Source organism: Arthrobacter sp. CAN_A1 (genome assembly GCF_015751665.1).
Classification (GTDB): Bacteria; Actinomycetota; Actinomycetes; order Actinomycetales; family Micrococcaceae; genus Arthrobacter_D.
Window position 1 is genome coordinate 25,423 of sequence record NZ_JADOUR010000002.1, and the last position, 25,863, is coordinate 51,285.

Below are 25,863 nucleotides of genomic sequence, written 5' to 3' on the forward strand. Positions count from 1 at the left end.
CGGAACCACCCCCTCCGCCGAAGAGTGAGCTCTGGTGGAGGGGGTGGGGTGTCCGGGGAACTGGTCCGGAGAGGCAGCTACTTCACGGCGCGAATGGCCGCCTCGAGGACGTCGAGGCCGTCGTTCAGCAGCTCGTCACCGATCACCAATGGTGGGAGCAGCCGGACCACGTTGCCGTAGGTGCCACAGGTCAGGATGATGACGCCCTCCTCCAGACACGCCGCTGCGATGGCCTTGGTGGCCTCCGGGTTGGGTGTTTTGGTTCCGGGCAACACAAACTCAAGAGCGAGCATCGCGCCGCGGCCACGGATTTCCCCGATGATCGATGCGGAACCGAGGTCCTCCTGCAGGGCACGCAGCCGTGACGTCGCCAGCTCCTCGATCGCTAGAGCGCGGGCAGCAAGGTCCTGCTCCTGCATCGTGTCGATTGCGGCAAGCGCGGCAGCGCACGCCACCGGGTTGCCGCCGAAGGTGCCGCCAAGACCGCCGGGATGAACGGCGTCGAGCAGGTCAGCCCGGCCGGTGATGGCCGACAGCGGCATTCCGCCAGCGATTCCCTTGGCCATGGTGATGATGTCGGGCACCACTCCCTCATGGTCGACGGCGAACCAGGCGCCCGTACGGCAGAAGCCCGACTGCACCTCATCGGCAATGAACACCACTCCGTTGGCTTTAGCCCATGCTGCCAGCGTTGGCAGGAAGCCTTCGGCCGGCACGATGAAGCCGCCCTCACCCTGGATGGGTTCGATGATGATGGCGGCCAAGGAACTGACCCCAATCTGCTTCTCCATCATGGTGATAGCGCGCTGCGCTGCTTCGGCGCCGGTGATCGAGGGGTTTTCCTCACGGAACGGGTAGCTCATCGGCAGCCGGTACACCTCGGACGCGAACGGGCCGAAATCGCCGGATGGTCCACCCTTGTAAGGCAGCGACTTGGCGGTCAGCGCCATCGTGAGGTTGGTCCGCCCGTGATAGGCGTGATCAAACGCGGCGACGGCGGTGCGGCCGGTGGCCAGACGCGCCACCTTCACAGCATTCTCGACCGCCTCGGCACCCGAGTTGAACAGCACGGTGCGCTTCTCGAAGTCGCCCGGGGTCAGCTCGGCCAGCTTCTCGGCCACGGCAATATAGCCCTCGTAGGGGGTGACCATGAAGCAGGTGTGGGTGAAGTGCTCCACCTGCTCCTTGACGGCGCCGACGACGGCGGGATCCGAGGCCCCGACGCTCGTTACCGCGATGCCCGAGCCGAGGTCGATGAACGAGTTGCCGTCGACGTCGTGAATGATGCCGCCGTCGGCGTCGGCTACGTACACCGGCACGCCGGAGGCGACCCCCTTCGCCACCACAGCCGCGCGTCGTGCGGCCAGCTCGGTGGACTTCGGGCCGGGGAAGTCGGCGATGATCTTGCGCTTCTGCTCAAGCCGGAACTGCGGCTGGACTGTCTGGGTGGTCATAGTGAAACTGCCTTTCTAAACATCCAGCGCGCTCATGACGTGCTTGATCCGGGTGTAGTCCTCAACGCCGTACATCGAAAGATCCTTGCCGTAGCCGGAGCTTTTGAAGCCCCCGTGCGGCATCTCGGCGGTGAGGAGAATGTGGGTATTGATCCAGACAGCGCCAAAGTCGAGGTCTCGGGAGACCCGCATGGCGGTGCCGTGATCGGTGGTCCAAATGCTTGACGCGAGCGCGTACTCGACGTCGTTGGCCAGTTCAACTGCCTCATCCTCGGTGGTGAACTTCTGCACGGTGATGACGGGGCCAAACGTTTCCTTCTGGACGATATCGTCGTCCTGGCGGGCTCCGGTGATGACTGTTGCCTCGTAGAAGTACCCCTTGTCGCCGGAGCGTTTGCCGCCGATCTCCACCTTGCAGTGCTCCGGCAGGGCGTCCATCACGGCATTGACGGCGTTGAAGTGGTTGATGTTGTTCAACGGCCCGAAGTAGTTCTGGGAATCGTCAGCGTTACCGGTCTTCAGCGTTTCGGTGTGCGCCACCAGGGCCGCCACCAGTTCGTCGTGCGCCGAATCCTGCACCAGCACACGCGTGATCGCCGTGCAGTCCTGGCCAGCGTTGAAGAACGAGAATTCGGCGATCGCCGCAGCGGTCTTCTTGATCTCGGCGTCAGCGAAGACGACGGCGGGTGCCTTGCCACCAAGCTCCAGGTGGGCTCGCTTGAGGCTCTTGGCAGCACCGGTGGCGACGGCGATTCCCGCCCGGACCGATCCGGTGATCGATACCAGCCCGGGCACCGGGTGGTCCACCATTGCCGCACCGGTCTCGCCGGTCCCGAGCACCACGTTCAGGACGCCGGGCGGGAGTATCCCCTGGGTCAGTTTTGCCAGCACCAGGGTGGATTCGGGGGTGGTGTCACTGGGCTTCAGGACCACAGTGTTCCCGGCGGCGAGCGCTGGGCCGATCTTCCAGATGGCCATCAGCAGCGGGTAATTCCACGGCGCCACCTGGGCCACTACACCGATCGGTTCGCGGCGAATATAGGAGGTGTGTCCCTCCACATACTCACCGGCTGACTTTCCCTCCATCAGGCGGGCGGCACCGGCGAAGAACCGTAGCTGGTCTGCACCTACTGCCACCTCCTCGGCGGCGATCAGGTCGCGGACCTGGCCGGTATTACGGTGCTGGGCTTCGACGAGTTCGTCGCTCGCCCCTTCCAGCGCGTCGGCCAGCTTCAACAACATCAGCTGTCGCTGGCTGGGGGTGACGTGCTTGAACGTTTTGAACGCTGCCGCGGCTGCGGTCATGGCGGCGTCGACGTCCGAGGCCAGCGAGACGGGCGCCTTCGCCACAACTTCGCCGTTGGTCGGATTGACCACATCCAGCAACTCGGTGCCGGCCGGCGTCACGAACTCGCCGTTGATAAAGTTTTGGAGGGTGGTAACCACGGTATTCATCCCTTTTCTGATGATGGGCTGACGGAGCGCTGCGGATCTGCCGCGGCGTAAATCCATTGCCGACCCTACGCCCCCTCACATTCCCCGGCCTAGGGCGATCCGCACAACAACCTCCGCCAACCGTGATGCAACCGCACAGTCCGGCGGTTCTATAGTTGAGGGATGGCCATCACTCTGCCCACCCTGCTCACGGCCGCTGGTCTCGGACTTCAACTGGTGGGGTCGGCTGACGCTCCCGCCGTCCCGATCCAGTGGGTGGCGGTCACCGAACTTGAGGATCCACTCCCCTTCCTCAGCGGCGGAGAGGTGGTATTGACCACCGGTCTCCGGCAGAAGACGATGACGGCGCAACGCGCATTTGTGCGTCGGGTCCACGAATCCGGGGCACTGGGAATCGGCTTCGGCACTGGCCTGGGGCATCGACAGGTCCCAGCGGCGCTCGTTGACGAGGCCGACTCTCTGGGGCTTCCCGTTTTCCGGGTGCCCTACGAGACGCCGTTCATCGCGATCGGGAAGATCGTCGCCGATTCCCTGTCCGCGGACCACTACTCGCGGCTCGAGAGTCTCCTCAAGGGCCATCAAATCCTCGCGTCGGCCCTCCTCGGCGAGGGTGGTCTCCCCCAGTTGCTCCGCGAGCTCGCCGCCATGCTCGGCACCGACGTCGTGCTATCCCAATACGGCGCCCAACTGTTCACGACGGTCGCGGCCGGTCGACCCGGCACCGACCCGGTGGACAGGCACTGGCACCGCCTCCCGGTGGCCACCGGCCTGAAGGACCGGTGCACCCTGGCCATCGCCGAACCGCACAGTCCCGAGCCCATCGTGGCGTATGCGCAAAGTCTGATCAGCGTCGAGTTGAGCAACCAGGCCCGGCGGCGGGCGAGTGAGCGGGCCGTGGTGGGTCAGCTCTTCCAGGACGTGGTGCGTGGCACCCTTGCCGGGCCCGACGCCGTCGCGCGCCTCGGAGGCGCCGGCATCGATACCGCGCTTCGGCAGGTGGTGGTGATCGTCGAGGTGGCGTCCGGGCAGCGGCGGGCGCTGCGGACCCTGCCGGCACCCTCAGGATTCGAGCCCGGGGTTACCGCCCTGGTGGATGAGCGGCTGGTCATCGCCGTGCCGGAGGGCAACGGCGCTGCCCTGAGCCAACAGATGGGCGCCTACCTTCATGGCGCCGGGCTGACCGCAAAGGTGGGCTTCGGCGGCGCCTATGCGCAGGCGAGCGGATTCCGGTGGAGCTACTTCGAGGCGCGTGAATCGCTGACCCGGGGGCAAGCAGTCAACACCCCGGACCGGCTGAGCCTGACCTCCCTGCTGATGGCGAGCGAGGATGTCCCGCTCGCCGATCTTGCCGCGGAAGCGCTGGACCCGGTGGCGGCGTTCGACCAGCGCCACCACGCCGAACTGATGGTCACGTTGGAGCGTTATCTTGCCCTGAACGGGTCGGTGGCCGCGGTGGCGGAAGCGCTGCAGCTGCACCGGAACACAGTACGGTACCGCCTCCAGCAGATCCAGGACCTGAGCGGCTACGACCCCGGCATCACTGCCGACCGCGTCCACTTGTTCCTCGCCCTGAATGTGAGGGGACTGCAGTAACCGGACGGCGGTGATGCGAATTGTCCAAAAAGTGCTGGTCTTTCGTCAGGTGGCATGGTCAAATTACGACAGCCAGACAGCACCGCTCCCAGCGACGCGCATCCGGCGGATGCCGCTCAAGGGGGACTTGAGGGCCTTTCTCAAGGAAAAGACGTGGTCTCATGACGCACCGTAATCGCTTGCTGACTTTTGGCACCTGTGCCGCTCTCATTGCCGGATCTTCGTTTCTCGCTGCTTCTCCCGCGTTGGCTGCGCCCGCTTCCGCGTCCTGTGTGTCCGCCCAGGTAGCGCTGGGTGCAGCCCTCGACTCCGCGTCGGTGGATATCGGCCTCGCCTACGATTTGAAAGCCGCCATCGCTGCCGTCGAGGCCGCCGGCCTGGTCCTTGAAGAGGCGTGGCTGACCGCCGACTCAGCGGCGGCCGAGGAATACGCAGCGGTGGAAGCCGCGTACGTCGCCTACGACGAGGCAGTGATGGCTCTTGAAGCAGCCGACGTGGCGCTGGACGTAGCGCAGACAGCGAAGATCCTGGCTGATGACCGGGTTGAAGCTGCCGAAATTGCCCTCGCCGCGGTGGCGGAGGGCGACGACGCGGGCCGTCTCGCCGCCGAAACCGAGTTGACTGCAGCACTCTCCGCACAGGCCGACGCGACCGCCGCACTGACCGCACGCCAGGCGGAGCGGGACGCCGCACCAGCCACTCTCGCAGCCGCCGAAGCGGCCCTGATCGAAGCCGAGGACGCCCTGAATGCCGCCATCAACAACGAAGCGCTGATCGCCGCCGAGGAAGTGTACTTTGCTGCCATCGAAGTGGTTGAGGCCATCTTCGTCAAGCTTGACGGTGGAGGGATCAGCCCCGAAGAGGTGCAGGTGCTGGTGAACGCCGCCCTCGCTGCGTGCGCGGCAACGGGCGGGGACCAGGGATCCGGCGTGGACTTCGAGGTGCCGGTGGTAGCCGTCGTTCCCAACACTCCAGCGGCGCCCGGCGCGGTGGCCACCGGAACCACAGCCGTGGCCGGACGAGGGCTGAACATCCAGACCGCTGGCAGTGACACTGCCGGAGCAAAGGATGATGCCATTGCCCTCGGGGGCGTGGCAGGAGGAGCACTACTACTCCTCTCGGGCGCCGCAGTGTGGCTGCGGCGATCCGCCCGGGGCTAATGATGGTGGGCTGGCAGCGCCCCGCTACGCGGTGGACGGGCTTGGCGCTGTCGGCTGCCCTGATCATGGTTGCCGTGCCGGTTGCCGGCTCGGCAACCCCGGCTTCCGAGTCAGGACGCCAGGTCCACGCCGCCGCGTTCCTGCCTGCGCCGGCGCCCATGGAATTGCCCGCACCGGCACCAACAGCGGCGCCTGCCACCGAGCCGGCCGCGTCTCCGCCCGGGTGGCTCACCGTGGAGGCCGCCGGGATTGACCAGTCGATCCTGCCGCTCACCCCCTCAGAGGAGGAGTTTGCGTCCCAATCGATCGTTCCGCCACTGACCGAAGACGCCTATTGGCTGACCTCCTTCGGGACGCCCGGGAAGGCGTCGGAAGATACTACCTACATCACCGGCCACAGCTGGGAGGGGCGGGACGCCCCCTTCAACCGGCTGAGCACCGACGCCGCGGTGGGTGATTCAATTGTGCTCACCACCGAGACGGGGGTCCTCGACTACGTCATCGATTCGGTGACCACCCTCGACAAGAACACCCTGAAGGACAGCGAGATCTGGGATGTCGTGCCCAACCGGCTGGTGGTGATTAGCTGCTACACCGAGGACATCTGGGGCAAGAACGTGGTGATCACCGCCAGCCCGGCGGGAAGCGCATAGAAGTGGTGCCTGTCCACTATGTTGCGGCGACCGCGACGGATGTTGGCCTGGCGCTGGGGCCGCTGGGCGGCCCGGACCAGTTCCTGCCGGAATCGGTCAGGGCCGCTGCCAGCCGTCATCAGCGCGAACAGGATCGGCTGTCCTACGGTGCTGCCCACGCAATGTTCCGCCTCCTGGCGGCGCACCTGCTCGGCGCCAGCCCGTCGAGGGCCGCCGCCCTGACTGTGACGCGATCCTGCCGGACCTGCGGCTCGGATCTGCACGGCAAACCGGCGATCGACGGAGTAGAGCTCAGCCTTTCCCGTTCCGCGGGGGCAATCCTCGTTGCCTCAGCCCAGGCCGGGCGCCCGATTGGCGCCGATCTTGAGCGAATTCCTGAGGCTGTCTTCGACGGGTTCGATGCGTATGCCCTCTCGGAGCCGGAGCGGGATCAGCTCCTGCCCGACGACGTCGACACCCGGCTCCGAAGGTGGGTCGCCAAGGAGGCGGTGCTCAAAGCAACTGGTCATGGTCTCAGCGTCGAACCGCACCGGCTCACCATGTCGGGGAAGTCCTGCGCAGGTCTGCCAGAGGCGCAGGGCCTGGAGCTGACCTGGCTGGCCGGGCGCACCGGTCTTGCCGGGTACGCCGCGGCGATCGCCGCCCCGGCCGACCAGCACCCGGCCCGGCTGGCGCTGGCGGACGTACTCGGTTAACCGAACCACCAGATCAGCACTCACCTGCCGGACACATGATCGATGCAGTACGGTGTCCAAGGCCTGGCATCGAGCCGTCCCTCGGCGATGGCCTGACCGCAGACAGCGCACACGCCGAAGCTCCCGCCGTCGAGCCGCTCCAAAGCGGCCCGGATCTCGTCTGACCGGCGTTGGGCGTCCCGGGCCAGGACCGCCACCTGAGAGAGTTCAGAGGCGATGGTGGTGCCCTCCGGGTCATGTTCGTCGTCGACGTTTGAATTGTCCCGGGCTGCGCTCACGGACCGGCTGTCGGCGTCCAGGGCGGCAAGGCTCGCACCGGTTCGGCCCAGCTCAGCGTGCAGCAGCGGCCGATAGCGTTCAAAGGAAGTCTCTGGTGCCATCCAGCCATGCTACGGGTGCGGCCGCTACAGGTAGCGGTCGGTGACTCGTAATCAAAAAGGGATCGGGCGGCCCAACCCATCCGGTTCAGACAGCTGATCACTGTCAGCAACTGGAACCATGAATCACCGAGTGCGAAGAACACGGCCCACAGGCCTGCACAGAGCACAGCTGTGACCACGGGGTGGGCTGTGGGTGCGCAGCCGGGGTCTAGGACAACATTCTAAGGACAGGTCCTGGAAACTGGCACGCCTACGATTCGCCCGCTCCCCTGGCTACCCTGCCGGAACTTTGACGGTATTTCGCCGGGACGGGTCACGAATCGACTATCCTAGGGGAGCAGGCGTCCCGTCGTATGGGTTTGTCGCTCGACTAAGGGACCGCGACGCAATTCGGCGAGCGCGGCAGGAACGTCAGGGAATTATGGTTGAGCGGTTACCTTTCACCACATGCAGCACTGGCCCCGACCTCTGCTCCCCGTACCTCGAAGAGCTTCCCATCACCGGGGCTGCCATTTCCGTGAGTGGCGGATCCGTCCAGGAAACCGTGTGTTGTAGCGACGATCTGGCCCGCCATCTTGATGAGCTTCAATTTGAGCTGGGTGAAGGTCCCCGCTGGGATGCCGTCTCAAGCCGCCTTCCAGTGATGGTCTCGGACACGGCTGATGACTGGCACACTCGGTGGCCAGTGTTTGGTAACGCTGTGCGTGCCCTGGACGTCAAAGCACTGTTTGTCTTCCCCTTAGTCCTTGGGGCTATTGATATCGGAGTTGTAGAGCTCTATCGCACCCGTCCGGGCAAATTGAGCAACGTCAGCCAAGCCGTGGCATCAGACCTCACCAACAAAACCTCCTGGACTCTGCTGCGTCAGATCCTGTCGCAGGCCCCCGACCACCAGAGCGCCTTTGGTGGCGTTGACGGCACCTCGCTGTCCCGGCGGGAGATCCACCAGGCCACCGGAATGGTGCTGGCTCAGACCAACATCAACGTCCCCGACGCTTTGCTTCTCCTGCGTGGTTATGCCTTTTCGGAAGGCCTTCCACTCAAGGATGTGGCACTGGCGGTCATCGAACGCCAGCTGGACTTCACCCCCAAACTTCAGATAGCGGAGTAAACTTTAGTCATGGTGACATCGACCCGGGCAGAACGCGTCAGCGCGGCTTTTGTAAAGATCGCTGACACGTTGGTCGACGACTACGGCGTGCTTGATCTCCTGCATACGCTGGTTGAGGAATCAGTTAGCATCCTTGATGCCACTGCCGCAGGGCTTTTGCTGGCGGACCAGTTCGGTGAACTCCAGGTGCTGGCTTCCACCAGCGAGGAGAGCCAGTTGGTGGAAGTGCTGCAGCGGGAAGCCGGCGCTGGCCCGTGCGTGGAATGCTTCCAGACAGGGGAAGTTGTCACTGTTGACGACATCTCCGAGCTAGGCGACAAATGGCCCGATTTCAAACAGGCGGCCCTGTCTCAAGGCTTCCGGTCGGTACACGCCATTCCCTTGCGCATTCGGGGCAGGACTATCGGTGCGCTCAACCTCTTCGGTGTGGTTCCCGGCGCACTGACCAGCGAGGACGCGGCCATTGGGCAGGCATTGGCCGATGTAGCGACAATCAGCATTCTGCAGGAGCGAGCGATCCGCGAGGCAGGAGTGATCAACGATCAACTCCAGCGTGCGCTGACCAGCCGCATTCTGATTGAACAGGCCAAGGGGGTGGTCGCCCAGCTGAGCAACGTTGATATGCACGAGTCGTTTACCCGGATACGCAACCATGCCAGGCGGAACCACCTCACCCTTCATGACACGGCGTCGAGGATTGTTGATCGGTCGCTTACTCTCTAGCTGGACAAGCGTGTTGCTTGCCCATTATGCCCTTTTTAAACTGAAGTTCGCTGTCAGCCGACCCGGTGGCTGGGGGGAATACCGGGTCGGCTGACAACGCAAGTTGTCAGGTTGCAGTCAGCGAGTCGATGTACCTAATCGACTTATTGACTGCGGTTTAGCTGCCATATGATCTCCTTCTAAGTGTCGTTTGACTGTCTCAGAACTCATTACTCATATACCTCCCCGAATACCGACGATCTTGAGGATTAGCTGTAATGCCCTAGCTTATGAGCTGGAACCGGATGAATCGAAACCGCAAATTTGGATGGCGTGATCCCCGATATCTCAAGATCAAACTAGGATCACCTTGCCCGGGTAGTTCCGCGGATTCTCAAACTCAACACGGTGCCGGGGTCTGGGGCAGTGCCTCCAGTATAGTCGCCACTAGGGGCCTCGTCTATGGCCGGACCCTATCTAGCTCACCGGGCTGGTACCCCACCGAAGGTCATACGAATATCTTTGAACACATCACGCGATTCGGGCAGCCATGGGAGTCCCACGAAAACGTGGAAACCACCTGGATACCGGCGGAAGGCGAGGTCGCCGCCGTCGCTCATCAGCCGGTCGAGGGCTACGGCATCCGCCATGCAAACGTCCCAGCTCCCCTGATAAAGAGAGATCGGCGGAAGGCCGGCCAGGGCCGCCGGAGCAGCGAAAACCGGGCTCAGCAACTGCTCCCGGGGGTCCTCTCCCCCGGCCCACCAGCTACCTGCCTCCACCGCGCCGGGGGTGGCCAGCATCGGATCCACCCGATCATACCGGGGAATGTCCGGGTTGGTGCCGGTGATATCCAGCCACGGCGAAAAGAGGATCAGCCGCCCGGGCCGCGGCAGGTTCAGTGCTGCAAAATGCAGTGCCTGGCCCACCGCCAACCCCCCACCCGCAGAGTCACCGGCGAGGACGACGTCGTCGGCGTCAGTGGTGCTGAGCACCATCTGGTAAACCGCGGTGAGGTAGTCATAGGCTTCCCGGAAGGTGTGCTCGGGCGCCAACCGATACAGGGGTACCGTCACCGTCGCCCCGGTCGCCTTGATCAGCGCAGCGATGATCCACCAGTGGGGGCGTGCCAGCTCATTGATGTAGGTTCCACCGTGGGTGTAGATGATGTGCTGCCTCGACGCACCGGACCGTGGACGCAGGGTGATCGTCCTGACGCCGTCGACCTCCCGGTCCTCGACAGCGCACCGCCGCCGTAGTGACCGCGTCAACGGCGTGGGACTGGGATAGCTGCGCCGCTGATATTGTCCACGCATCCACTCGGCAGAGGAGTAGTGCCGCTTGGTCGGTGTCAGGCGGAGCACCGCATTGATTAGTCGCATGGGAGCACTGGCAGGTTGTTCTGCGGCCGGGCGGAGAGTCGAGGTCATGGGCTTAACAGTGCCACGGACTCGCCACTGAGGTCTGGCGCCGGTGCGCGCCGCTCCCTAAGGTAAGAAGATGGCAAACGCAACTCATACCAGCCTCCAGCACAGCTGGCAGGGCGAGGATGACCCCGGCCGGATCGATACGGCGACGATCAACCTTGAGACCGACCGGCTCACCGCCCACGGCACCTCAAGGACAGCCGACTACGCGGTCAGCTGGGCGCTCGCGACGACGACGGGCTGGGTGACTCAGCGGCTCACCGTGACGGTCCACGGGCAGGGCTGGAGCCGCCACCTTGAGCTCACGCGATCGGCCGACGGGGTCTGGTCCAGCGAGACACTCAGCCCTGGGGACACCGACCTGCCCGAGCCAGGGATCGCTGACCCCGAGGGGATGGCGGGCGCCCTTGACTGCGATCTCGGGCTGTGTCCAGTAACCAACACCATGCCGATTCTTCGGCTCAACCTGGTCTCAGGCGACGGTGCGCCGGTCGACGAAACAGCTCTGACCATGGCTTGGGTCGAGGTGCCCAGCCTGCGGGTGATCCCCAGCAAGCAGGTCTACAGCCAGGTACGTGCTGCCAGGGAGGACGCACCGGCAATGGTGCTGTACAGCTCTGGCAACGGCGGGTTCACCGCCGAACTGACCGTTGACGACGACGGCGTGGTGGTGGATTATCCCGGGCTTGCACGCCGGATTCATTAGGGTTCACCGGAACGTCCCTCCGCGGGCAGCCTGCACTGGGTAAACTCGTGCTGGCCGCGAATGACTCCCGCGCAGAACACAGACCCCTGCAACCCGGACGGACCCCATGACCAATGCGGAGGACATTGCCCTGCTGATCGATCTGCTCGGGGTTTTCTTCTTCGCCGTCTCTGGATCCTTACTGGCGGCCCGCAAGGGATTCGACCTGGTTGGGTCGCTGCTGCTCGCCTCGCTGGCTGGGTTGGGCGGCGGTGTGGCCCGGGACCTGATCATCGACACCGTTCCCGCCGCGTTCTCCAACCCCGCCTACCTGATTCCTCCGGTCCTGGCCACCCTGCTGGTGTACTTCCTGTTCTCCGGAGTGGAGCGGGTGAGCAACCTGCTCGTCATTTTCGACGCCGCGGGGCTGGGCCTGTTCTGCATCACCGGAACCGTGAAGGCTCTGGAATTCGGTCTTCACCCGGTGGCGGGCATTCTGCTGGGGGTGACCACCGCCGTCGGTGGCGGTCTGCTGCGCGATGTGGTGGCCAATGAGGTGCCTCAACTGTTCGACCCCCGGGACATATACGCGCTTCCCGCGATGCTAGGCGCCGGGTTGACCACCCTGCTGGTGACTACCGGGTGGTTCAACGTGGTGACCGGCGCCGTCGTCGCTGCCCTGGTGTTCCTCCTGCGGGTCCTCGCGTGGCGTTTCAGCTGGCGCGCACCCCTGGCGGTCCTGGGCTGGAAGCGCACCGGGACGGCGTAGACCCACCCGCTGCGGGGGCTAGGATGGATGTATCCCCCCACCCCACCCCTGGAGTTCCAATTGACTGAGCTATTCCTGGACAAATTCCGTGCCCTGGTTCCGGCGTACTATGATGACCAGTGGTCGGCTGAGGATGGCCTGTCAAAAGAAGAACTCCAGGACCTGATGGACGGTCAGGACTTTGACCTGCCACTCGCCCTCCGCGACTTCTACCTTGCTGTCGGCGCCGTCGAGGACATCATGGAGGCCTACCACTTCTTCTGGGACCCCGACGAGCTGACCATCGAAGACGGGCACCTTTTGTTCCTCGAAGACGAGGAGGAAAAGTACACCTGGGGGATCCGCGTGGACCAGCTGGACGTCCCGGATCCCATCATCTGGCGTCGCAACAATGCCCGGGGCACCTGGAAAAGCGAAGAGGGCACGTTCAGCGAATATGTCCTCGACATGTTCGAGTGGGTGTTCGAAGAAGACACGGACGAGGATTGACCGGCTGGGTGGGGCATGCCCCGGACGGGTACCAGTGTCCCTTCTGTGATCTCGCCTCCGGAGAGTTCCGGGTGCCCAGCAATCTCTGCCGTCCCGGCGATGTGGTGTATGCCGACGACCTGGTGCTGGCGTTCATCGCGTCCCATGGCTTCGACCCGCACCCCGGCCATGTGCTGGTGACCCCGCGGGCCCACTACGAGCTCCTGTACGAATTGCCCGACGACGTCGCCGGCCGCATCATGACCGTCACCCGCGACATGGCGGTAGCCATCAAACGGGCCTGGTCTCCGGATGGCATCTCGACCCGCCAGCACAACGAACCAGCCGGCAGCCAGCACGTCTGGCACTACCACCAGCATGTCCTCCCCCGCTGGCACGACGACGGCTTTTACTTCACCCCGAAGCGGCCCATCGTCGACCCGAAGGACCGGGCACGGAAGGCAGCGGAGCTGCGCGCCGTCCTGTAAGCCCGCCGGGGTCGCGTACAGGTTCCCCCAGGTCGAATACTGCTTCAGGTGGGACCGCGAACGCGGAGGCTCGGTGCGGCCTAGACGTCCCTGGTCACCACGGCCTGGGCGAAAGCCGTGAGTGCCTGCTTGACGGTGCTTTCCGGGAGCGGCTCGAGGGCGGCGACGGCGTCGTCGGCCCACTGCTGCGCCACGGCCCAGGCGTCCTGCGTCGCCGGGTGCGCGCTGACGGCGGCAACCGCGTCAGCCAGTGCCTCCTCCGAGGTCAGGTCACCATCGACCAGGTCGAGCACCGCGACGGCGGACGCATCACCGGCGGCAGCCGCCTGCCGGATCAGGAGAATCGGCAGGGTCGGCACGCCTTCGCGGAGATCGGTGCCGGGCGACTTGCCGGAGGTGACCTTCACGCCGGTGACGTCGATGACGTCGTCGGCCAGCTGGAAGGCAACTCCCACCTTCTCGCCGTAGGAGAGCATCACGTCGATCGCCGACTGCGAGGCCTGCCCGAACAGCGCACCGAGTTGACCCGACGCGGCAACCAGTGAGCCCGTTTTATCGGCGATGACTGACAGGTAGTGCTCTACAGGATCTTCGTCCTCGCGGGGGCCGACTGTCTCATGCAGCTGGCCCAGGCAGAGCCGTTCAAAGGTCCGCGCCTGGATGCCGAGGGCCCGGCCGCCCAGTTCCGACACCAGAATCGACGCACGGGCGAAAATGAGGTCTCCGGTCAGGATGGCGACCGAGTTGCCCCACACCTCGTGTGCCGTTGGCGCACCGCGGCGGTACGGCGCGGAGTCCATGACGTCGTCGTGGTAGAGCGTGGCAAGGTGGGTCAGTTCGACGACGACGGCGGCCTGCACCACCTCGGGGCGGCTGGAATCGCCGAGGTGTGAGGCAAGAATGGTCAGCAGTGGCCGGATCCGTTTTCCGCCGGCTTCCACCAGATGACGGCTGGTTGCGTCGGCGAGGGGATCGGAGCTGGCGATGGCTTCCCGCAGCTGCTTCTCCACCTTCGCCAGGCAGGTGGAAACTGCCGGGCCCAGCTCAGGATCCTCGGCGATCAGGGCGAACCCGGGCGGCAGTCGCAGGCCGGTAGCGATGGCGCCGGTGGCAGTGTCGACCTCGACGCCGTCGGAGCGCGGGTGTCCAGCGCTGGTCCAGCCGGGGTTAGCAGATTCTGTCACTGTCTCAGACTAACTAGTAGAGCGCGCGGAGCTGGCATGAGTCCGTGTGCGTGGGTGGGATTGATTGCTGACGGGTGGTACCAGCTGCTCCAGCAGGTGAATGACGCGATCCTCGAAGCCCTTGCCGCCGGTATCGGTCAGGTTGGCCAGCATCCGCACCACGAAGCGCATCAGCACGGGGATGGGCATGCCGGTCCTGAGCGCCAGCCGCAGGATCGCTGGCTTCCCGATCAACTGGGCGAAGATGGTTCCGAGGGTGAAGTGACTGCCCCAGAGGCCCCGCAGGTGCGGCGCGTAGCCAGCCAGTACCTGATCGCGGCCCAGGGGTGAGCTCACCTTTTCGGCGCTGACAATGAACTCGGCTGCATACCGCGCCGACTCCATGGCGTAGGAAATGCCTTCCCCGTTGAACGGCGACACCATACCGCCGGCGTCGCCGAGCAGCAGCATTCCCGGGCTGTAATGCGGGGTCCGGTTGAAGCCCATAGGAAGGGCGGCGCCGCGGATCTCCCCAACCTGCTGTTCCGGGACGAAGCCCCATTCGGCGGGCATCCCGGCGGTCCAGTCGCGCAGGACCTGCTTGTAGTCGAGCTTGCCGAACTCAGCCGACGAATTCAGGATGCCCAGGCCCACGTTGGAGGTGCCGTCCCCGACGCCGAAGACCCAGCCGTAACCGGGCAGCGGCCTGCCGGTTGCGTCGGGCAGTTCCAGCCACCCTTCCATCCATGGGTCCTCGTGGCGGGGGCTGGTGAAGTAGGTGCGCACCGCAACGCCGAGCGGACGGTCATCGCGCTTGGCCAGGCCGAGGCTGACGGCCGTGCGGGTTGAGTTGCCGTCGGCGGCAAGGATGGTGTCGGCATGAAACTGCCGGGTCTGACCCGTCTTGCGCCCCGCTGGGTCAAGGATATTCACGACGACGCCGGTCACCCGGCCGGCGTCGTTCCGGATCGCCGAGCTCACCGAATGCCCCTCGAGAATCACGGCGCCCGCCGCCCGCGCGTGCTCGGCGAGCTCCTGGTCAAACCCGAGGCGGGTGCGGACCAGGCCGTAGTCTGGGAAATCGGTCAGGTCCGGCCAGGGCACCTCAACGGTGCGGCCGCCGGCTTTGAGACGTAGACCAACATTGCGTCGCCATCCCGCCGATTCTTCGTGGGGCAAACCGAGGAGCTGAATTTCGCGGACTGCCCTCGGCGTAAACCCGTCGCCGCAGACTTTCTCCCGCGGGAAGATCGACTTCTCGACGACAGTGACGTCCACCCCGGCGCGCGCCAGGTAGTAGGCAGCAGTGGATCCGGCGGGGCCGGCCCCGACGATCAGTACCGACATCTAGTTGGCTGCCCGCGTGCTGCGGCGCCGCGGACCATCCTGAACCGGCGCAGCATCGGTCTGGTCCAGGGGCTTCGTGGCACGGTGTACTGCCACAATGCCGCCGTTGAGGTTCCGGTAGGCAACGTTTTCCCACCCGGCAGCCGTGAGCCAGGCGGCGAGTGAGTCTTGATCCGGCCAGGCCCTGATGGACTCGGCCAGATAGACGTACGCGGTCGGGTTGGAGCTGACCTTCGTGGCGATAGCCGGGAGAGCGCGCATCAGATATTCGGTGTACATGGTGCGCCACAGCGGAACGGTCGGCTGGGAGAACTCAGCGATCACCAGTTTGCCGCCGGGCTTGGTGACCCGCAGCATCTCGGCGAGAGCTTGCTGCGGACGGTGCACATTGCGCAGGCCGAAGGAGATGGTCGACGCGTCGAAGGAGTTGTCGGCGAACGGAAGGTCGGTGGCGTCTCCCGCAATGAAATCGATGTCCGGGCGGCGGCGCTTACCGACGCGCAGCATGCCGAGGGAGAAGTCGCAGGCCACCACATACACGCCATTGTCCGCGTAGGGTTCGCTGGAGGTGCCGGTTCCGGCGGCCAGGTCGAGGACCTTCTGGCCTTTCACCGCACCGACTGCATCCACCACGATGCGCCGCCAGCGGTGAGTCTGGCCCAGGGACAGGACGTCGTTGACGACGTCGTATTTGGGCGCCACGTCGTCAAACATGGCTGCTACTTCTTCGGGACGCTTTTCCAGTGATGCACGGTTCACCCTTGTATTGTCTCAAACAATTCACTGGTCCTTAATCGCGCGGGCGCGGCGCGCTCTCCGCGGCGCCGGCTGGCCACCCGACCGACCCACTCCCGGGCAAGAGTAGGCTTGGAAATCATGAGCACTCCGTCCACCATCGCGGTCGCGCCGCCGCTGACGCCAGCGCGCGGTCTCCGCAGCATCACCATTGAGCGGGGACAGCTCGACGACACCACCGGGCTCCTCGACTACGTGGCACGGAATGACATTCATACCTGGGTCCGGCGCGGAGATGGCCTGGTTGCCTTTGGAGAGAGCGCCCGGTTCACCACCACGGGACCCCACCGGTTCGTTGACGCCCAGGAGTGGTGGCGCACCCAGCTCCTGGAGGCCGACATCCTCAATCCGCTGGAGGTTCCCGGCTCCGGACTGGTGGCCTTCGGCTCCTTTGCCTTCTCCAAGACGTCCCAGCACCTGTCCCGGCTGATCGTGCCGCGCGTGGTGGTGGGCTGCCGCGACGGCCACAGCTGGTTGACCTACATCACCGCCGACGACGATGCCGAAGTGACTGCCGACGCAGCGGAGGCAGCCTTGGCCGAATACCTTGACGAGACCGCCGTCGAACGCGAACCGAATCCAGCGGACCACCTCGCTCCGGGCATCCTCTCGGAGGAGCAGTGGATGACCGCGGTAGAGCAGGGAATCGAGCACATCAGGACGGGCGAGCTGAGCAAGCTGGTGCTGGCCCGTGATGTGGTGGCCGAACTCGGGTCCCCGGTGGCGACAGCGCAGGTGTTGCGCGAGCTGGCGGTGAGGTACTCGGACTGTTGGACCTACTCGGTGGACGGGCTGATCGGTTCGACCCCGGAGATGCTGATCAAGGTCGAGAACGCGACGGCGCAGGCCAGGGTGCTGGCCGGAACACTGGACCGGGCCAACGCACCGGCCGATGACCCCGACTATGCAAAGCGGGTACTCGCCGGCTCCGAGAAGCAGTTGCATGAACATCAGATCGCCATCGACTCGCTGACCCAACAGCTCGAACCGTTCACCAGCTCCATGACCTCGCACAGCGAACCCTTTGTCCTGGAACTCCCCAACGTGTGGCATCTGGCCTCCGACGTGACGGCGCAACTGGTCCAGTGCGACGACGGCGGCGTGCCGACGTCGTTGGCCCTGGTTGGCGCCCTCCATCCGACGGCGGCGGTCTGCGGGACACCGACTACTGTGGCGGGCGCCCTGATCCGGGAACTCGAGCATCTGGAGCGCGGACCCTATGCCGGGCCGGTGGGCTGGATGGACGCCCGCGGCAACGGTGAGTGGGGCATCGCGCTGCGCGGTGCGGTGATCGAAAGCCCCACCCGGGTGCGGATGTACGCGGGGTGCGGGATCGTCGCCGCCTCGAATGCGAAGGCGGAGCTTGCGGAATCCTGGAGCAAGTTCAGGCCCATGATCGAGGCGCTGGGCATTCGGCGGTAGCTACTCCGGCCAAGCAGACCCTGTTGGTTACCAATACGCAATGCCTGTAGCCTGTGATGCACATCTCTATGCAGCTAGAATTTGAAACGAAGTTTTTCCCGTCCACAAATGAGGTATGTGCATGTTCGCCAAGCGTTCGACAGTTCCCAAGACCCTTGCCATCGCAGCGATCGGCGCACTGGCGCTCAGCGCCTGCGGCGGTTCCGATGAGCCAGCCGCCGACGAATCCGGGATGGCCCTGATTTCCGAGGGCGCCCTGACCGTGTGCTCGGACATCCCCTACGCACCGTTCGAATATGAAGAAGACGGCGAGTACGTGGGCTTCGACATGGACATCATGCGTGCCATCGCCACCGGTATGGACCTCGAACTTGAGGTAGTTGACGTTGGCTTCGACGGCCTCGCCAGCGGTGCTGTCCTTGCGGCGGGCCAGTGCGACGTCGGCGCCAGCGCCATCACCATCACCGAGGAGCGCGCCGCGAACCTCGGCTTCTCTGAGCCGTACTACGACTCCCTGCAGTCGCTGCTGGTTCCCACTGACTCGGACGTCGCGTCAATCGACGACCTTGCCGGAATGTCCGTCGGCGTCCAGGCCGGAACCACCGGGGAAACGTACACCCGCGAGAACGTTCCCGCCGACACCGAGGTCGTAGCCTTCCCTAGCGACGCAGAGCTCTATGCGGCACTTCAGGCTGGCAATGTCGCAGCAATCCTGCAGGACCTTCCAGTGAACCTGAACCACACCGAAGACGGCATGTACACCATCGCTGAAGAGTTCAAGACCGATGAGCAGTACGGCTTCGCCATGAAGAAGGAGGGCAGCGAAGAACTACTCGCTGCTGTCAACGAACAACTCGCCGAATTGCGTGACAACGGCGAATACGACGAGATCTACAACACCTACTTCACGGAGTAGAAACCCTGGCCCGGAGCTCGTCGTCATGACGGGTTCCGGGCCGACAATCTCCCGATAACGATTGGCTTCCTCTTGAAACGCTCAACCCGCCGACGCCTGACCCGCGGCGCCCTGTACGCGGTCTTTGTACTCGCAGTGGTCGTGGTCGTGTCGCTTGCCGACTGGACGGCGATCCGCACCTACTTCTTCGATTTCGACATTGCTGCCGAGGCGTTTCCCGACATTATCCTGATAGCGGCGAAGAACACCGTCCTGTACACGGCTATCGCCTTCATCGGCGGCTTAATTGTTGGGCTAGTCCTGGCACTCATGAAGCTGTCGCCGGTGTTGCCTTACCGCTGGCTGGCGACCGCTTACATTGAGCTTTTCCGCGGTCTGCCAGCCCTGCTGGTGATCTTCGGTTTTGCGTTCGCTGTGCCGATTGCGTTCGGGTGGCGGCCACCGGGCGGGAGCGCTGGGGCTGGCCTGATTGCGCTCATCCTCGTGTCCTCCGCCTACATCGCCGAAACCATTAGAGCCGGAATCGAGGCTGTTCCACCGGGTCAAGTGGAAGCCGCACGATCGCTCGGCATGCGCCCCTCCTGGACCATGATCTCGGTGGTCCTGCCTCAGGCGTTCAGGATCATCACCCCGCCGCTGACCAACGAGCTGGTGATCCTGATCAAGGACACGTCCCTGCTGTTCATCGCTGGCATGGCTCTGGGCGACCGCGAACTGACCACGTTTGCGCGCGATCTGGTGTCCGCATCCGGCAACGCTACACCGCTGGTACTGGCCGCACTGATGTACCTGATCATCACCCTGCCGCTGACCCAGCTGGTGTCCAAGCTCGAACGACATAACAAGAGAGGGCGGTGAGCGCGGTGACTGAAGCAGCGCTCCGCAAGGATGTGCCGGCCATCGAGGTCCGCAACCTGCACAAGAGTTTCGGCGACAACGAGGTCCTCAAGGGCATCGACTTCCACGTGGGCCAGGGTGAGGTGGTGTGCGTCATTGGGCCTTCCGGTTCGGGCAAGTCGACCCTCCTGCGCTGCGTCAACCGTCTGGAGGAGCCCACCAGTGGGACCATCCTGGTGGAGGGCGTGGACATTACCGACGGCGAAACAGACCTGGACAAGGTGCGCACGCGCATCGGCATGGTGTTCCAGCAGTTCAACCTCTTCCCTCACCTCAATGTGACCCGCAATCTGACGCTCGCGCAGATCCGGGCGAAAAAGCGCAAGAAGGCCGACGCCGAGGAGATCGCCCAGCGCAACCTTGCCAAAGTGGGTCTCGCCGAAAAGGCTACGGCCTTCCCCTCACAGCTTTCCGGTGGGCAGCAGCAGCGTGTGGCGATCGCCCGGGCGTTGTCGATGGACCCCGACATGATGTTGTTTGACGAGCCGACCAGCGCGCTCGACCCCGAGTTGGTGGGGGATGTGCTGGACGTGATGAAGCGGTTGGCCAAGGATGGCATGACCATGATGGTGGTCACCCACGAGATGGGCTTCGCCCGCGAAGTCGGCGACCGGGTGGTGTTCATGGACGGCGGCGTGGTGGTTGAACAAGGCACACCCGAGGAGGTCCTCGGCAATCCACAACACGCCCGCACCAAAGAGTTCCTCTCCAAGGTCCTCTAGCGGCAGACCCGGGCGCGTGGGACGATAGGTCCACCAGACCCACCTACCTGCGGGAATCCTCATGCCCTCATCCACTCGTGTCACTCGGTTTCGCGCGCGGCTCGTCAGCGTCGTCGTCCTGTGCTGTGCGCTCCTGGGTGGCATGCTGTCGGTCCAGCCGGCGACGGCCGCCGTTCCCGTGGGTGATCCCAACAGCTATCACGTGTTCGTCACCAAATCGCGGCCGCTGAACCCGCTCAACTACGTTGCACCGGATCTGGTGTACTACCCGGGAACCAGCTACGTGCTGCGGCGTGCAGTGTCAGCGAACCTGCAGAATCTCTTCGCTGGTGCCCGCAACGCCGGGGCGCCCCTGAGCGTGGTCAGTGCCTACCGTTCCTATGGTGAGCAGGCCGGGCTGTACAACAACTATGTGGCGATGTACGGGCAGGCGGTGGCCGATACGTTGTCGGCAAAGCCGGGCCACAGCGAGCATCAGACGGGACTCGCCGTCGACGTCGGGAACGCGAACGGTTCCTGCGGGCTGGGATCCTGTTTCGGCAATACCGCTGGTGGCCAGTGGGTAGCGGCCAACGCGTACAAGTACGGTTTCATTGTTCGGTACCCGGACGGCTATCAGTCCACCACCGGTTACACCTACGAGCCCTGGCATCTGCGCTACGTTGGCAAGTCCCTCGCCACCGAGATGAAAACCCGTGGCATCCCGACGCTTGAGCATTATTTCGACGGCAGCAATCCCAGCATCAAAACCCCCACCAGCCTCACCGCCGTCGATTCGGCGGGGGTGCTGTGGAGCTATCCGGCCAACTGGTCGGGCGGATTCCACTCCCGGTCCCGGGTGGGTAGTGGGTGGGGTGGGCTGAAGGCCGGCTTCGCCACTGACTGGAACGCCGACGGCGTCCAGGACGTCCTCGCCCAGTGGCAGGACGGACGGCTGACCCTCTACCGCGGGCTGCGCGCCGGCGGGTTCCAGGCGCCCATCACGATCGGCAGCGGCTGGGGTGCCCACGAGATCACCGTCGGAACCTGGTGGCGTGGCAGCCGTTACCCGTCAGTGGTGACCAAAGACGGTGCCGGCAGGTTGTGGCACTACGCCAACAACACCGGGGGCGCCCTGTCCTCGAAGGACCGGGGGCAGATTGGCTCCGGCTGGCAGAACCTGCGGCTGACGCTGGCCGACTTCGACCGGGACGGCAACCAGGACATTCTGGGAACCCGCACCAACGGTGAACTGGTGCTGTACCGGTCCAACGGCCAGGCGCGGTTTATCGCCGAGAACCGGCGGGTCATCGGGTCCGACTGGCAGCACGTGGCCGAGGTCCGCGCCGTCTCGGGCTTCCAGGGGCCAGGTTCCTACGGGCTGACCGGCCGCACGGCTGCCGGCGCCCTCAAGCACTACCCGATCACCAGGAACGGCTGGGGCGGCTCCTTCACGGTCGGCACCGGATGGCAGAGTTACAGGGTGCTCGAGTAACCGTCAGATGACCCGCGCGATGCGTTCGCGGATGGAGGCGTGCAGGGTGCGCAGCACCGAACGGTCGGCACGGACCTCGATGACCGAACGACCCCGGATGGGCAAGGCCAAGGCAGCATCGAGGTCGGCCGCTGAGGCGACGAGTTGATGGCTGACCCCGTAGCCACGGGCCAGCGCCGCGAAGTCCGCGGTGTGGGGGGTGCCGAACAATCGTTCGACGGCGTCGCCATGCCGGCCCAGGTTTCCTTCCTCTCCGTGCTCCAGCAAGCCGAAAATACCGCCCCCGGCGTCGTTGAGCACCACCATTTGGAGGTCGGCCTCTTCCTCTCCTGGCCCCAGAAGCAGCCCGCCGGCGTCGTGCAGGAAGGTCAGATCCCCCACCAGGAGGCGCGTGGGGGTGCCCGTCGCGAGCGCCACCCCGGTCGCAGTGGAAATGGTCCCGTCGATGCCCGCGAGGCCGCGGTTGGCGTAGACCTCCAACGGGTGCCAGCCTGGAGAAGCCATCAGGTCGGCGTCGCGAATGGGGTTGGACGATCCCAGCACCAGGTTGCCGTCGGTAGCTTCCCAGACGGCGTCGGCCACCTGCAACCCGTTCAGCGCTGCGGCCTCAGCGAGGAGGGAACGGAGCGCAGCGTCCGCGCGCACCCCTGCCTGCTGCCACCGTTCCAGCCAGCCCGGCCCGCCCCGGCCAGCGAATCGCAGCAACTCAGGGAGACTCTTGATGATCCGCTCCTGCCGCCGCCCCTCCTCGAACCAGGCCACCGGACCCGGAAGGTAAAGGGCCCGCTCCACGTCCGGCCGGGATAGCAGCGCCGCAATGGGCCGTGAAAGGGTAGGCCGGCCAAAGACGACGACCCGCTCGACGTCGGACCCCAGATGTTCCAGCAGCAACCGGTACTGAGCCACCGCGTTGGGCCCGAAGCGGGCGTTGGAGGAGGGCTCAGCGAGCAGCGGAAGGTTGAGATGCTGCGCGAACACCGCAGCCAGTTCGCCGGCGCGATGTCCGGCAACAACAACGGTGCGGGCGGGCGCTGCATGAGTGGAGGAAGTGTCCGGGCGCAGGGTCGTAAGCTCTTCTTCGCTGGCGGGGTGCGCACCGGGTGCTTGACCGGTCGGGGAGGCGTGATCGTCGGCGGCGTCGGCGTCGTTGGGGATGCCGATGGGGACGGGGATGCCGTCGGCGTCGTCGCCAGGGATCAGCGGATCGCGGAACGCGAGATTGAGCTGTACCGGACCACGGGGACCGGTGAGCGCCTCCGCGAGGGCCCTGGCCACGAATGCCGAGGGGTCGGCGCCGGCTGGGATGTCGAGCGCGCATCTGACGTGCGTTCCGAAGAGACCCACCTGGTTGGTGGTCTGGTTGGCGCCGCTCCCCCGCAGCTCCTCCGGGCGGTCGGCGGATAACACCACCAGCGGCACCGCGGCGTGATTGGCCTCCATCACCGCTGGCAGCAGTTCACCAACGGCGGTGCCCGACGTCGTCAGGATCGCAGCGGGCCCTTGGGCTCCCTGCGCCAGGCCGAGCGCGGTGAACCCGCCGACCCGCTCGTCGATGCGCACATGCAACCGCACCGCGCCAGCTGCTTCAGCTTCGGCGAGGGCGTAAGCCATGGGGGCGCTGCGTGATCCCGGGGCGACGACGACGTGGCGCACGCCTGCCGCCGTCAGCGCGGCGACGGCCAGCCGGGCGGCGTCGATGGACTTCAGCTGCTCGTTCACGCCTCCATCCTCACACACTCCGGCGCGGCCCCTCGGCGCCCGCCCCCGCCCGCTCCCCTACCCCTGGTTGAGTCAACACCTATGACCGATTTCCGGAGCGAAAACCGCCATAGGTGTTGACTCAATCCCTGGTTACGTGGCGGTCCCTGGTGGGGTGGAGCGAATCCGGCTAGGAGTTGCCCTGGCTCTTGGCGTCTCTGCCGCCACGGTCGTCGTCACGACGGGGTTTACCGTTCCCCCGGCCACGACCGCGGCGCTTGTCATTGCCCGGGTAGACCTGCACCACCGATGGCCGGGGTACTGCTGCATCCCCCCGGCGCGGTTCGGTGCCGTCTGCCACGTAGTCGGGGAAGAGTGAGGTCTGGTTTCCCCACACACCGTTTTCGCCCGGATGCTGCACTGCCACAAAGACGTGGCGATCCTTGTCCCTGATGATCGGCCCGCACGTCTCGCTGTCCCGCGGAACTGCCAGGAATTGCTCAACGTTGCCGCGTTCCTCACCCTCGAGCGTGACCTGGAACAGCCCGTCGCAGTACCCGATCGTGCCGGGTTGACCGTCGGTGGAGATCCATAGGTTGCCCACCGAATCGAACGCAAGGTTGTCCGGGCAGGAAATCGGGGACACCTTCTCCCCCGGGAAACCGCTGAAGTACACGGTGGGGTCATTGGCCGGGTCTCCGCAGACCATGAGCAGGTTCCAGGTGAACCGGGCCGACGTCTGGTCTCCACCGTTCTCGGTGATCTCGACGACGTGGCCGGACCGGTTGGCGGTTCGCGGATTCGCTTCGTCGGCGGGTGAGTTGGCGCCGACGCCGCGGTTGGTGTTGTTGGTGCAGGCCACATAGACCTTGCCGGTGCGGGGGTTGGGCTCGACGTCCTCGGCCCGATCCATCTTGGTGGGTCCCACCTTGTCAGCCGCCAGCCGGGTGTAGACGGCCACCTCCGCTGCGCTCATCCCCGGCACTGCCGATTCGTTGTTGATGATCAGCGGCAGCCACTCGCCAACGCCGTCGAACGACCCGTCGGTCGGAACGGTACCCGATCCGTCAATCTCGACTGTCGAATTGCCCTGGAACCGTGCCACATAGAGTGACCCCTCGGAGAGCAACGACATGTTTTTCCGGCGGGCGGCCGGCGTGCCAGCGGTATCCATCCGGTTCTTGGAAACGAACTTGTAGAGGTAGTCGAACCGCTCGTCGTCGCCGGAGTAGGCGACAACCCTGCCGTCACCGGCCACCATCACGTTGGCGCCCTCGTGCTTGAAGCGGCCCAGCATCGAGTGCTTCTTCGGCGTTGAGTTCCGATCGAACGGGTCAATTTCGACGATGTAGCCGAACCGGTTCGTTTCGTTCTGGTAACCCGGGTTCCTGGTATCCAGCCGGGGCTCATCGATTTCCCAGCCACGGGCCGTCGGAGCGGAAGTGAGCCCATAACGCCGGTCCGAAGCGCTCGTGCCCGGGCTGACAAAGTACCCGTTGAAGTTCTCTTCCCCGGACAGGATGGTCCCCCAGGGCGTGGTGCCTCCGGCGCAGTTGCCGAGGGTTCCGAGGATGGTGCGGCCCGCGGGATCGTCGATGGTCTTGACCAGATCGGATCCGGCTGCTGGACCGGTCAGTTCATAGGCGGTGTCCAGCAGGAAGCGGCGGTTCAGCGGAGCACCCTGTACATATTTCCAAGGCTTCGACGCGTTCTGCCGCTCCAGTTCGACGACGGTCAGACCATGTGCGGCCCGGCCGATGCCGCGCACCTCGGCGGCGGGCATGGTGGGTGGCACCATGATGGGCTCGTTGGTGTACTCGTGGTTGACGAACATCACCGCTCGCCGGCCCTTGCTGCCCGGCAGATCCAGGATGTCCGTGTAGTCGCAGTTGTAGCCGAACTGCAGTTCCTGTGCAGCCTCGGACTGGTTGAACACATCGAACACCGGCGAGTTGCGGAACAGCGGATCACCCCAGCGGATCACAGGCTGCCAGGTGAAGCCCTTCGGTACAGTGAAGTCATCAACCAGCGCATCCACCGGGCGGATCGGCGTGAACTTGAGGTTGCTGCGTGTCCCGCGCTTCTGGACGGCGACGGCGGGCGCCAGTTGAGGACCTGTCGGGCTCAACTGGGTTCCTGTCTGTCCGCCCACCATGAGGGCCAAAGCACCTACGGCACCGACGCCGAGGACATTCCGCCGGGAGAACTCGGTTGAGACAATGTCCCGGAAGTAGCTGTTGTCAGTGGTGTTGCAGACCGCCGATGCACAGGCATTGTCACACTTCAGAGCGCAGGTCACGGCGCTGCGCTTCCCGTTGGTGTGGCCAAGCATGGGCAGGAAACGCTTCTTTGTGTCACTCATGGGGTGCCTTCCAGCAGTGGAACGGGG

General features: G+C 65.0%; 24 protein-coding genes. 15 read left to right on the forward strand and 9 right to left on the reverse strand.

Going from position 1 to position 25,863, the window contains the following annotated elements; translation table 11 throughout:
* Nucleotides 1–77: 77 nt before the first annotated feature.
* Together gabT and IWX62_RS02910 are read right to left on the reverse strand one after the other, a co-directional pair.
* A complete protein-coding gene (gene gabT, locus IWX62_RS02905) occupies nucleotides 78–1,454 on the reverse strand; it encodes a 4-aminobutyrate--2-oxoglutarate transaminase (protein WP_196839890.1) in 1,377 nt (458 codons plus the stop codon).
* Nucleotides 1,455–1,469: 15 nt separating this feature from the next.
* The gene (locus IWX62_RS02910) at nucleotides 1,470–2,909 is read right to left on the reverse strand and encodes a gamma-aminobutyraldehyde dehydrogenase (protein WP_196839891.1); all 1,440 of its coding nucleotides are present in this window, start codon (nucleotides 2,907–2,909) and stop codon (nucleotides 1,470–1,472) included.
* A 162-nt stretch (nucleotides 2,910–3,071) separates the two neighbouring features.
* On the opposite strand from IWX62_RS02910, the gene IWX62_RS02915 reads away from it, so the two are divergent.
* From IWX62_RS02915 to IWX62_RS02930, 4 genes are all read left to right on the forward strand, one after another.
* Nucleotides 3,072–4,502 carry a PucR family transcriptional regulator gene (locus IWX62_RS02915; RefSeq protein WP_196839892.1) on the forward strand — a complete coding sequence of 477 codons (1,431 nt, stop codon included), beginning with the start codon at nucleotides 3,072–3,074 and terminating at the stop codon, nucleotides 4,500–4,502.
* Nucleotides 4,503–4,663: 161 nt separating this feature from the next.
* A complete protein-coding gene (locus tag IWX62_RS02920) occupies nucleotides 4,664–5,662 on the forward strand; it encodes a hypothetical protein (RefSeq protein WP_333483174.1) in 999 nt (332 codons plus the stop codon).
* Entirely contained in the window at nucleotides 5,635–6,315 is a 681-nt protein-coding gene (locus tag IWX62_RS02925; protein ID WP_196839894.1) for a class F sortase, read from the forward strand. The genes IWX62_RS02920 and IWX62_RS02925 overlap by 28 nt, the downstream gene beginning before the upstream one ends.
* A gap of 5 nt (nucleotides 6,316–6,320) precedes the next feature.
* Nucleotides 6,321–7,010, forward strand: coding sequence for a 4'-phosphopantetheinyl transferase family protein (locus IWX62_RS02930; protein WP_196839895.1), 690 nt, complete (start codon nucleotides 6,321–6,323; stop codon nucleotides 7,008–7,010).
* A gap of 20 nt (nucleotides 7,011–7,030) precedes the next feature.
* Here the strand turns inward: IWX62_RS02930 and IWX62_RS02935 are convergent, their stop codons facing one another.
* Entirely contained in the window at nucleotides 7,031–7,390 is a 360-nt protein-coding gene (locus tag IWX62_RS02935) for a TraR/DksA family transcriptional regulator (RefSeq protein ID WP_196839896.1), read from the reverse strand.
* A 517-nt stretch (nucleotides 7,391–7,907) separates the two neighbouring features.
* Here IWX62_RS02935 and IWX62_RS02940 point away from each other — a divergent pair.
* Together IWX62_RS02940 and IWX62_RS02945 are read left to right on the forward strand one after the other, a co-directional pair.
* The gene (locus tag IWX62_RS02940) at nucleotides 7,908–8,501 is read left to right on the forward strand and encodes a GAF and ANTAR domain-containing protein (RefSeq protein WP_333483175.1); all 594 of its coding nucleotides are present in this window, start codon (nucleotides 7,908–7,910) and stop codon (nucleotides 8,499–8,501) included.
* A gap of 9 nt (nucleotides 8,502–8,510) precedes the next feature.
* Complete coding sequence (locus tag IWX62_RS02945; protein WP_196839898.1) at nucleotides 8,511–9,224, forward strand: GAF and ANTAR domain-containing protein; 714 nt, start codon at nucleotides 8,511–8,513, stop codon at nucleotides 9,222–9,224.
* Nucleotides 9,225–9,685: 461 nt separating this feature from the next.
* Here the strand turns inward: IWX62_RS02945 and IWX62_RS02950 are convergent, their stop codons facing one another.
* Nucleotides 9,686–10,585 carry an alpha/beta hydrolase gene (locus IWX62_RS02950; RefSeq protein WP_333483176.1) on the reverse strand — a complete coding sequence of 300 codons (900 nt, stop codon included), beginning with the start codon at nucleotides 10,583–10,585 and terminating at the stop codon, nucleotides 9,686–9,688.
* A gap of 118 nt (nucleotides 10,586–10,703) precedes the next feature.
* Here IWX62_RS02950 and IWX62_RS02955 point away from each other — a divergent pair, with 118 nt between their 5' ends.
* From IWX62_RS02955 to IWX62_RS02970, 4 genes are all read left to right on the forward strand, one after another.
* A complete protein-coding gene (locus IWX62_RS02955; protein WP_196839900.1) occupies nucleotides 10,704–11,336 on the forward strand; it encodes a putative glycolipid-binding domain-containing protein in 633 nt (210 codons plus the stop codon).
* 106 nt (nucleotides 11,337–11,442) lie between these two features.
* Nucleotides 11,443–12,084, forward strand: coding sequence for a trimeric intracellular cation channel family protein (locus IWX62_RS02960; RefSeq protein WP_196839901.1), 642 nt, complete (start codon nucleotides 11,443–11,445; stop codon nucleotides 12,082–12,084).
* Between the two features lie 60 nt (nucleotides 12,085–12,144).
* Nucleotides 12,145–12,573: a hypothetical protein gene (locus IWX62_RS02965; protein WP_196839902.1), complete on the forward strand. Its 429-nt coding sequence runs from the start codon at nucleotides 12,145–12,147 to the stop codon at nucleotides 12,571–12,573.
* Nucleotides 12,574–12,644: 71 nt separating this feature from the next.
* On the forward strand, nucleotides 12,645–13,040 hold the full coding sequence (locus tag IWX62_RS02970) for an HIT family protein (protein ID WP_333483177.1): 396 nt from the start codon (nucleotides 12,645–12,647) through the stop codon (nucleotides 13,038–13,040).
* 80 nt (nucleotides 13,041–13,120) lie between these two features.
* Here IWX62_RS02970 and IWX62_RS02975 read toward each other — a convergent pair whose 3' ends face one another.
* From IWX62_RS02975 to IWX62_RS02985, 3 genes are read right to left on the reverse strand one after another with little or no spacing between them, the layout of a single operon-like run.
* Nucleotides 13,121–14,224, reverse strand: a complete 1,104-nt coding sequence (locus tag IWX62_RS02975; RefSeq protein ID WP_196839904.1) for a polyprenyl synthetase family protein — start codon at nucleotides 14,222–14,224, stop codon at nucleotides 13,121–13,123.
* A 9-nt stretch (nucleotides 14,225–14,233) separates the two neighbouring features.
* Nucleotides 14,234–15,550 (reverse strand): geranylgeranyl reductase family protein, encoded by a 1,317-nt coding sequence (locus tag IWX62_RS02980; RefSeq protein WP_196839905.1) that lies wholly within the window; start codon nucleotides 15,548–15,550, stop codon nucleotides 14,234–14,236.
* Nucleotides 15,551–16,309: a demethylmenaquinone methyltransferase gene (locus IWX62_RS02985; protein ID WP_196839906.1), complete on the reverse strand. Its 759-nt coding sequence runs from the start codon at nucleotides 16,307–16,309 to the stop codon at nucleotides 15,551–15,553.
* A gap of 117 nt (nucleotides 16,310–16,426) precedes the next feature.
* Between IWX62_RS02985 and IWX62_RS02990 the strand changes: the two genes are divergently transcribed.
* From IWX62_RS02990 to IWX62_RS03010, 5 genes are all read left to right on the forward strand, one after another.
* The gene (locus tag IWX62_RS02990) at nucleotides 16,427–17,767 is read left to right on the forward strand and encodes an isochorismate synthase (RefSeq protein WP_333483178.1); all 1,341 of its coding nucleotides are present in this window, start codon (nucleotides 16,427–16,429) and stop codon (nucleotides 17,765–17,767) included.
* 121 nt (nucleotides 17,768–17,888) lie between these two features.
* Nucleotides 17,889–18,683 (forward strand): transporter substrate-binding domain-containing protein, encoded by a 795-nt coding sequence (locus IWX62_RS02995; RefSeq protein WP_196839907.1) that lies wholly within the window; start codon nucleotides 17,889–17,891, stop codon nucleotides 18,681–18,683.
* 72 nt (nucleotides 18,684–18,755) lie between these two features.
* The gene (locus IWX62_RS03000) at nucleotides 18,756–19,541 is read left to right on the forward strand and encodes an amino acid ABC transporter permease (protein WP_196839908.1); all 786 of its coding nucleotides are present in this window, start codon (nucleotides 18,756–18,758) and stop codon (nucleotides 19,539–19,541) included.
* Nucleotides 19,538–20,302 carry an amino acid ABC transporter ATP-binding protein gene (locus IWX62_RS03005; protein ID WP_333483179.1) on the forward strand — a complete coding sequence of 255 codons (765 nt, stop codon included), beginning with the start codon at nucleotides 19,538–19,540 and terminating at the stop codon, nucleotides 20,300–20,302. Before IWX62_RS03000 ends, IWX62_RS03005 begins: the two co-directional genes overlap by 4 nt.
* A gap of 61 nt (nucleotides 20,303–20,363) precedes the next feature.
* Nucleotides 20,364–21,776: a D-alanyl-D-alanine carboxypeptidase family protein gene (locus IWX62_RS03010; protein ID WP_333483180.1), complete on the forward strand. Its 1,413-nt coding sequence runs from the start codon at nucleotides 20,364–20,366 to the stop codon at nucleotides 21,774–21,776.
* Between the two features lie 3 nt (nucleotides 21,777–21,779).
* On the opposite strand, the gene menD is transcribed toward IWX62_RS03010, so the two are convergent.
* Nucleotides 21,780–23,495, reverse strand: coding sequence for a 2-succinyl-5-enolpyruvyl-6-hydroxy-3-cyclohexene-1-carboxylic-acid synthase (gene menD / locus IWX62_RS03015; protein WP_333483181.1), 1,716 nt, complete (start codon nucleotides 23,493–23,495; stop codon nucleotides 21,780–21,782).
* 169 nt (nucleotides 23,496–23,664) lie between these two features.
* Entirely contained in the window at nucleotides 23,665–25,836 is a 2,172-nt protein-coding gene (locus tag IWX62_RS03020; protein WP_196839910.1) for a PhoX family protein, read from the reverse strand.
* Between the last annotated feature and the right edge of the window lie 27 nt (nucleotides 25,837–25,863).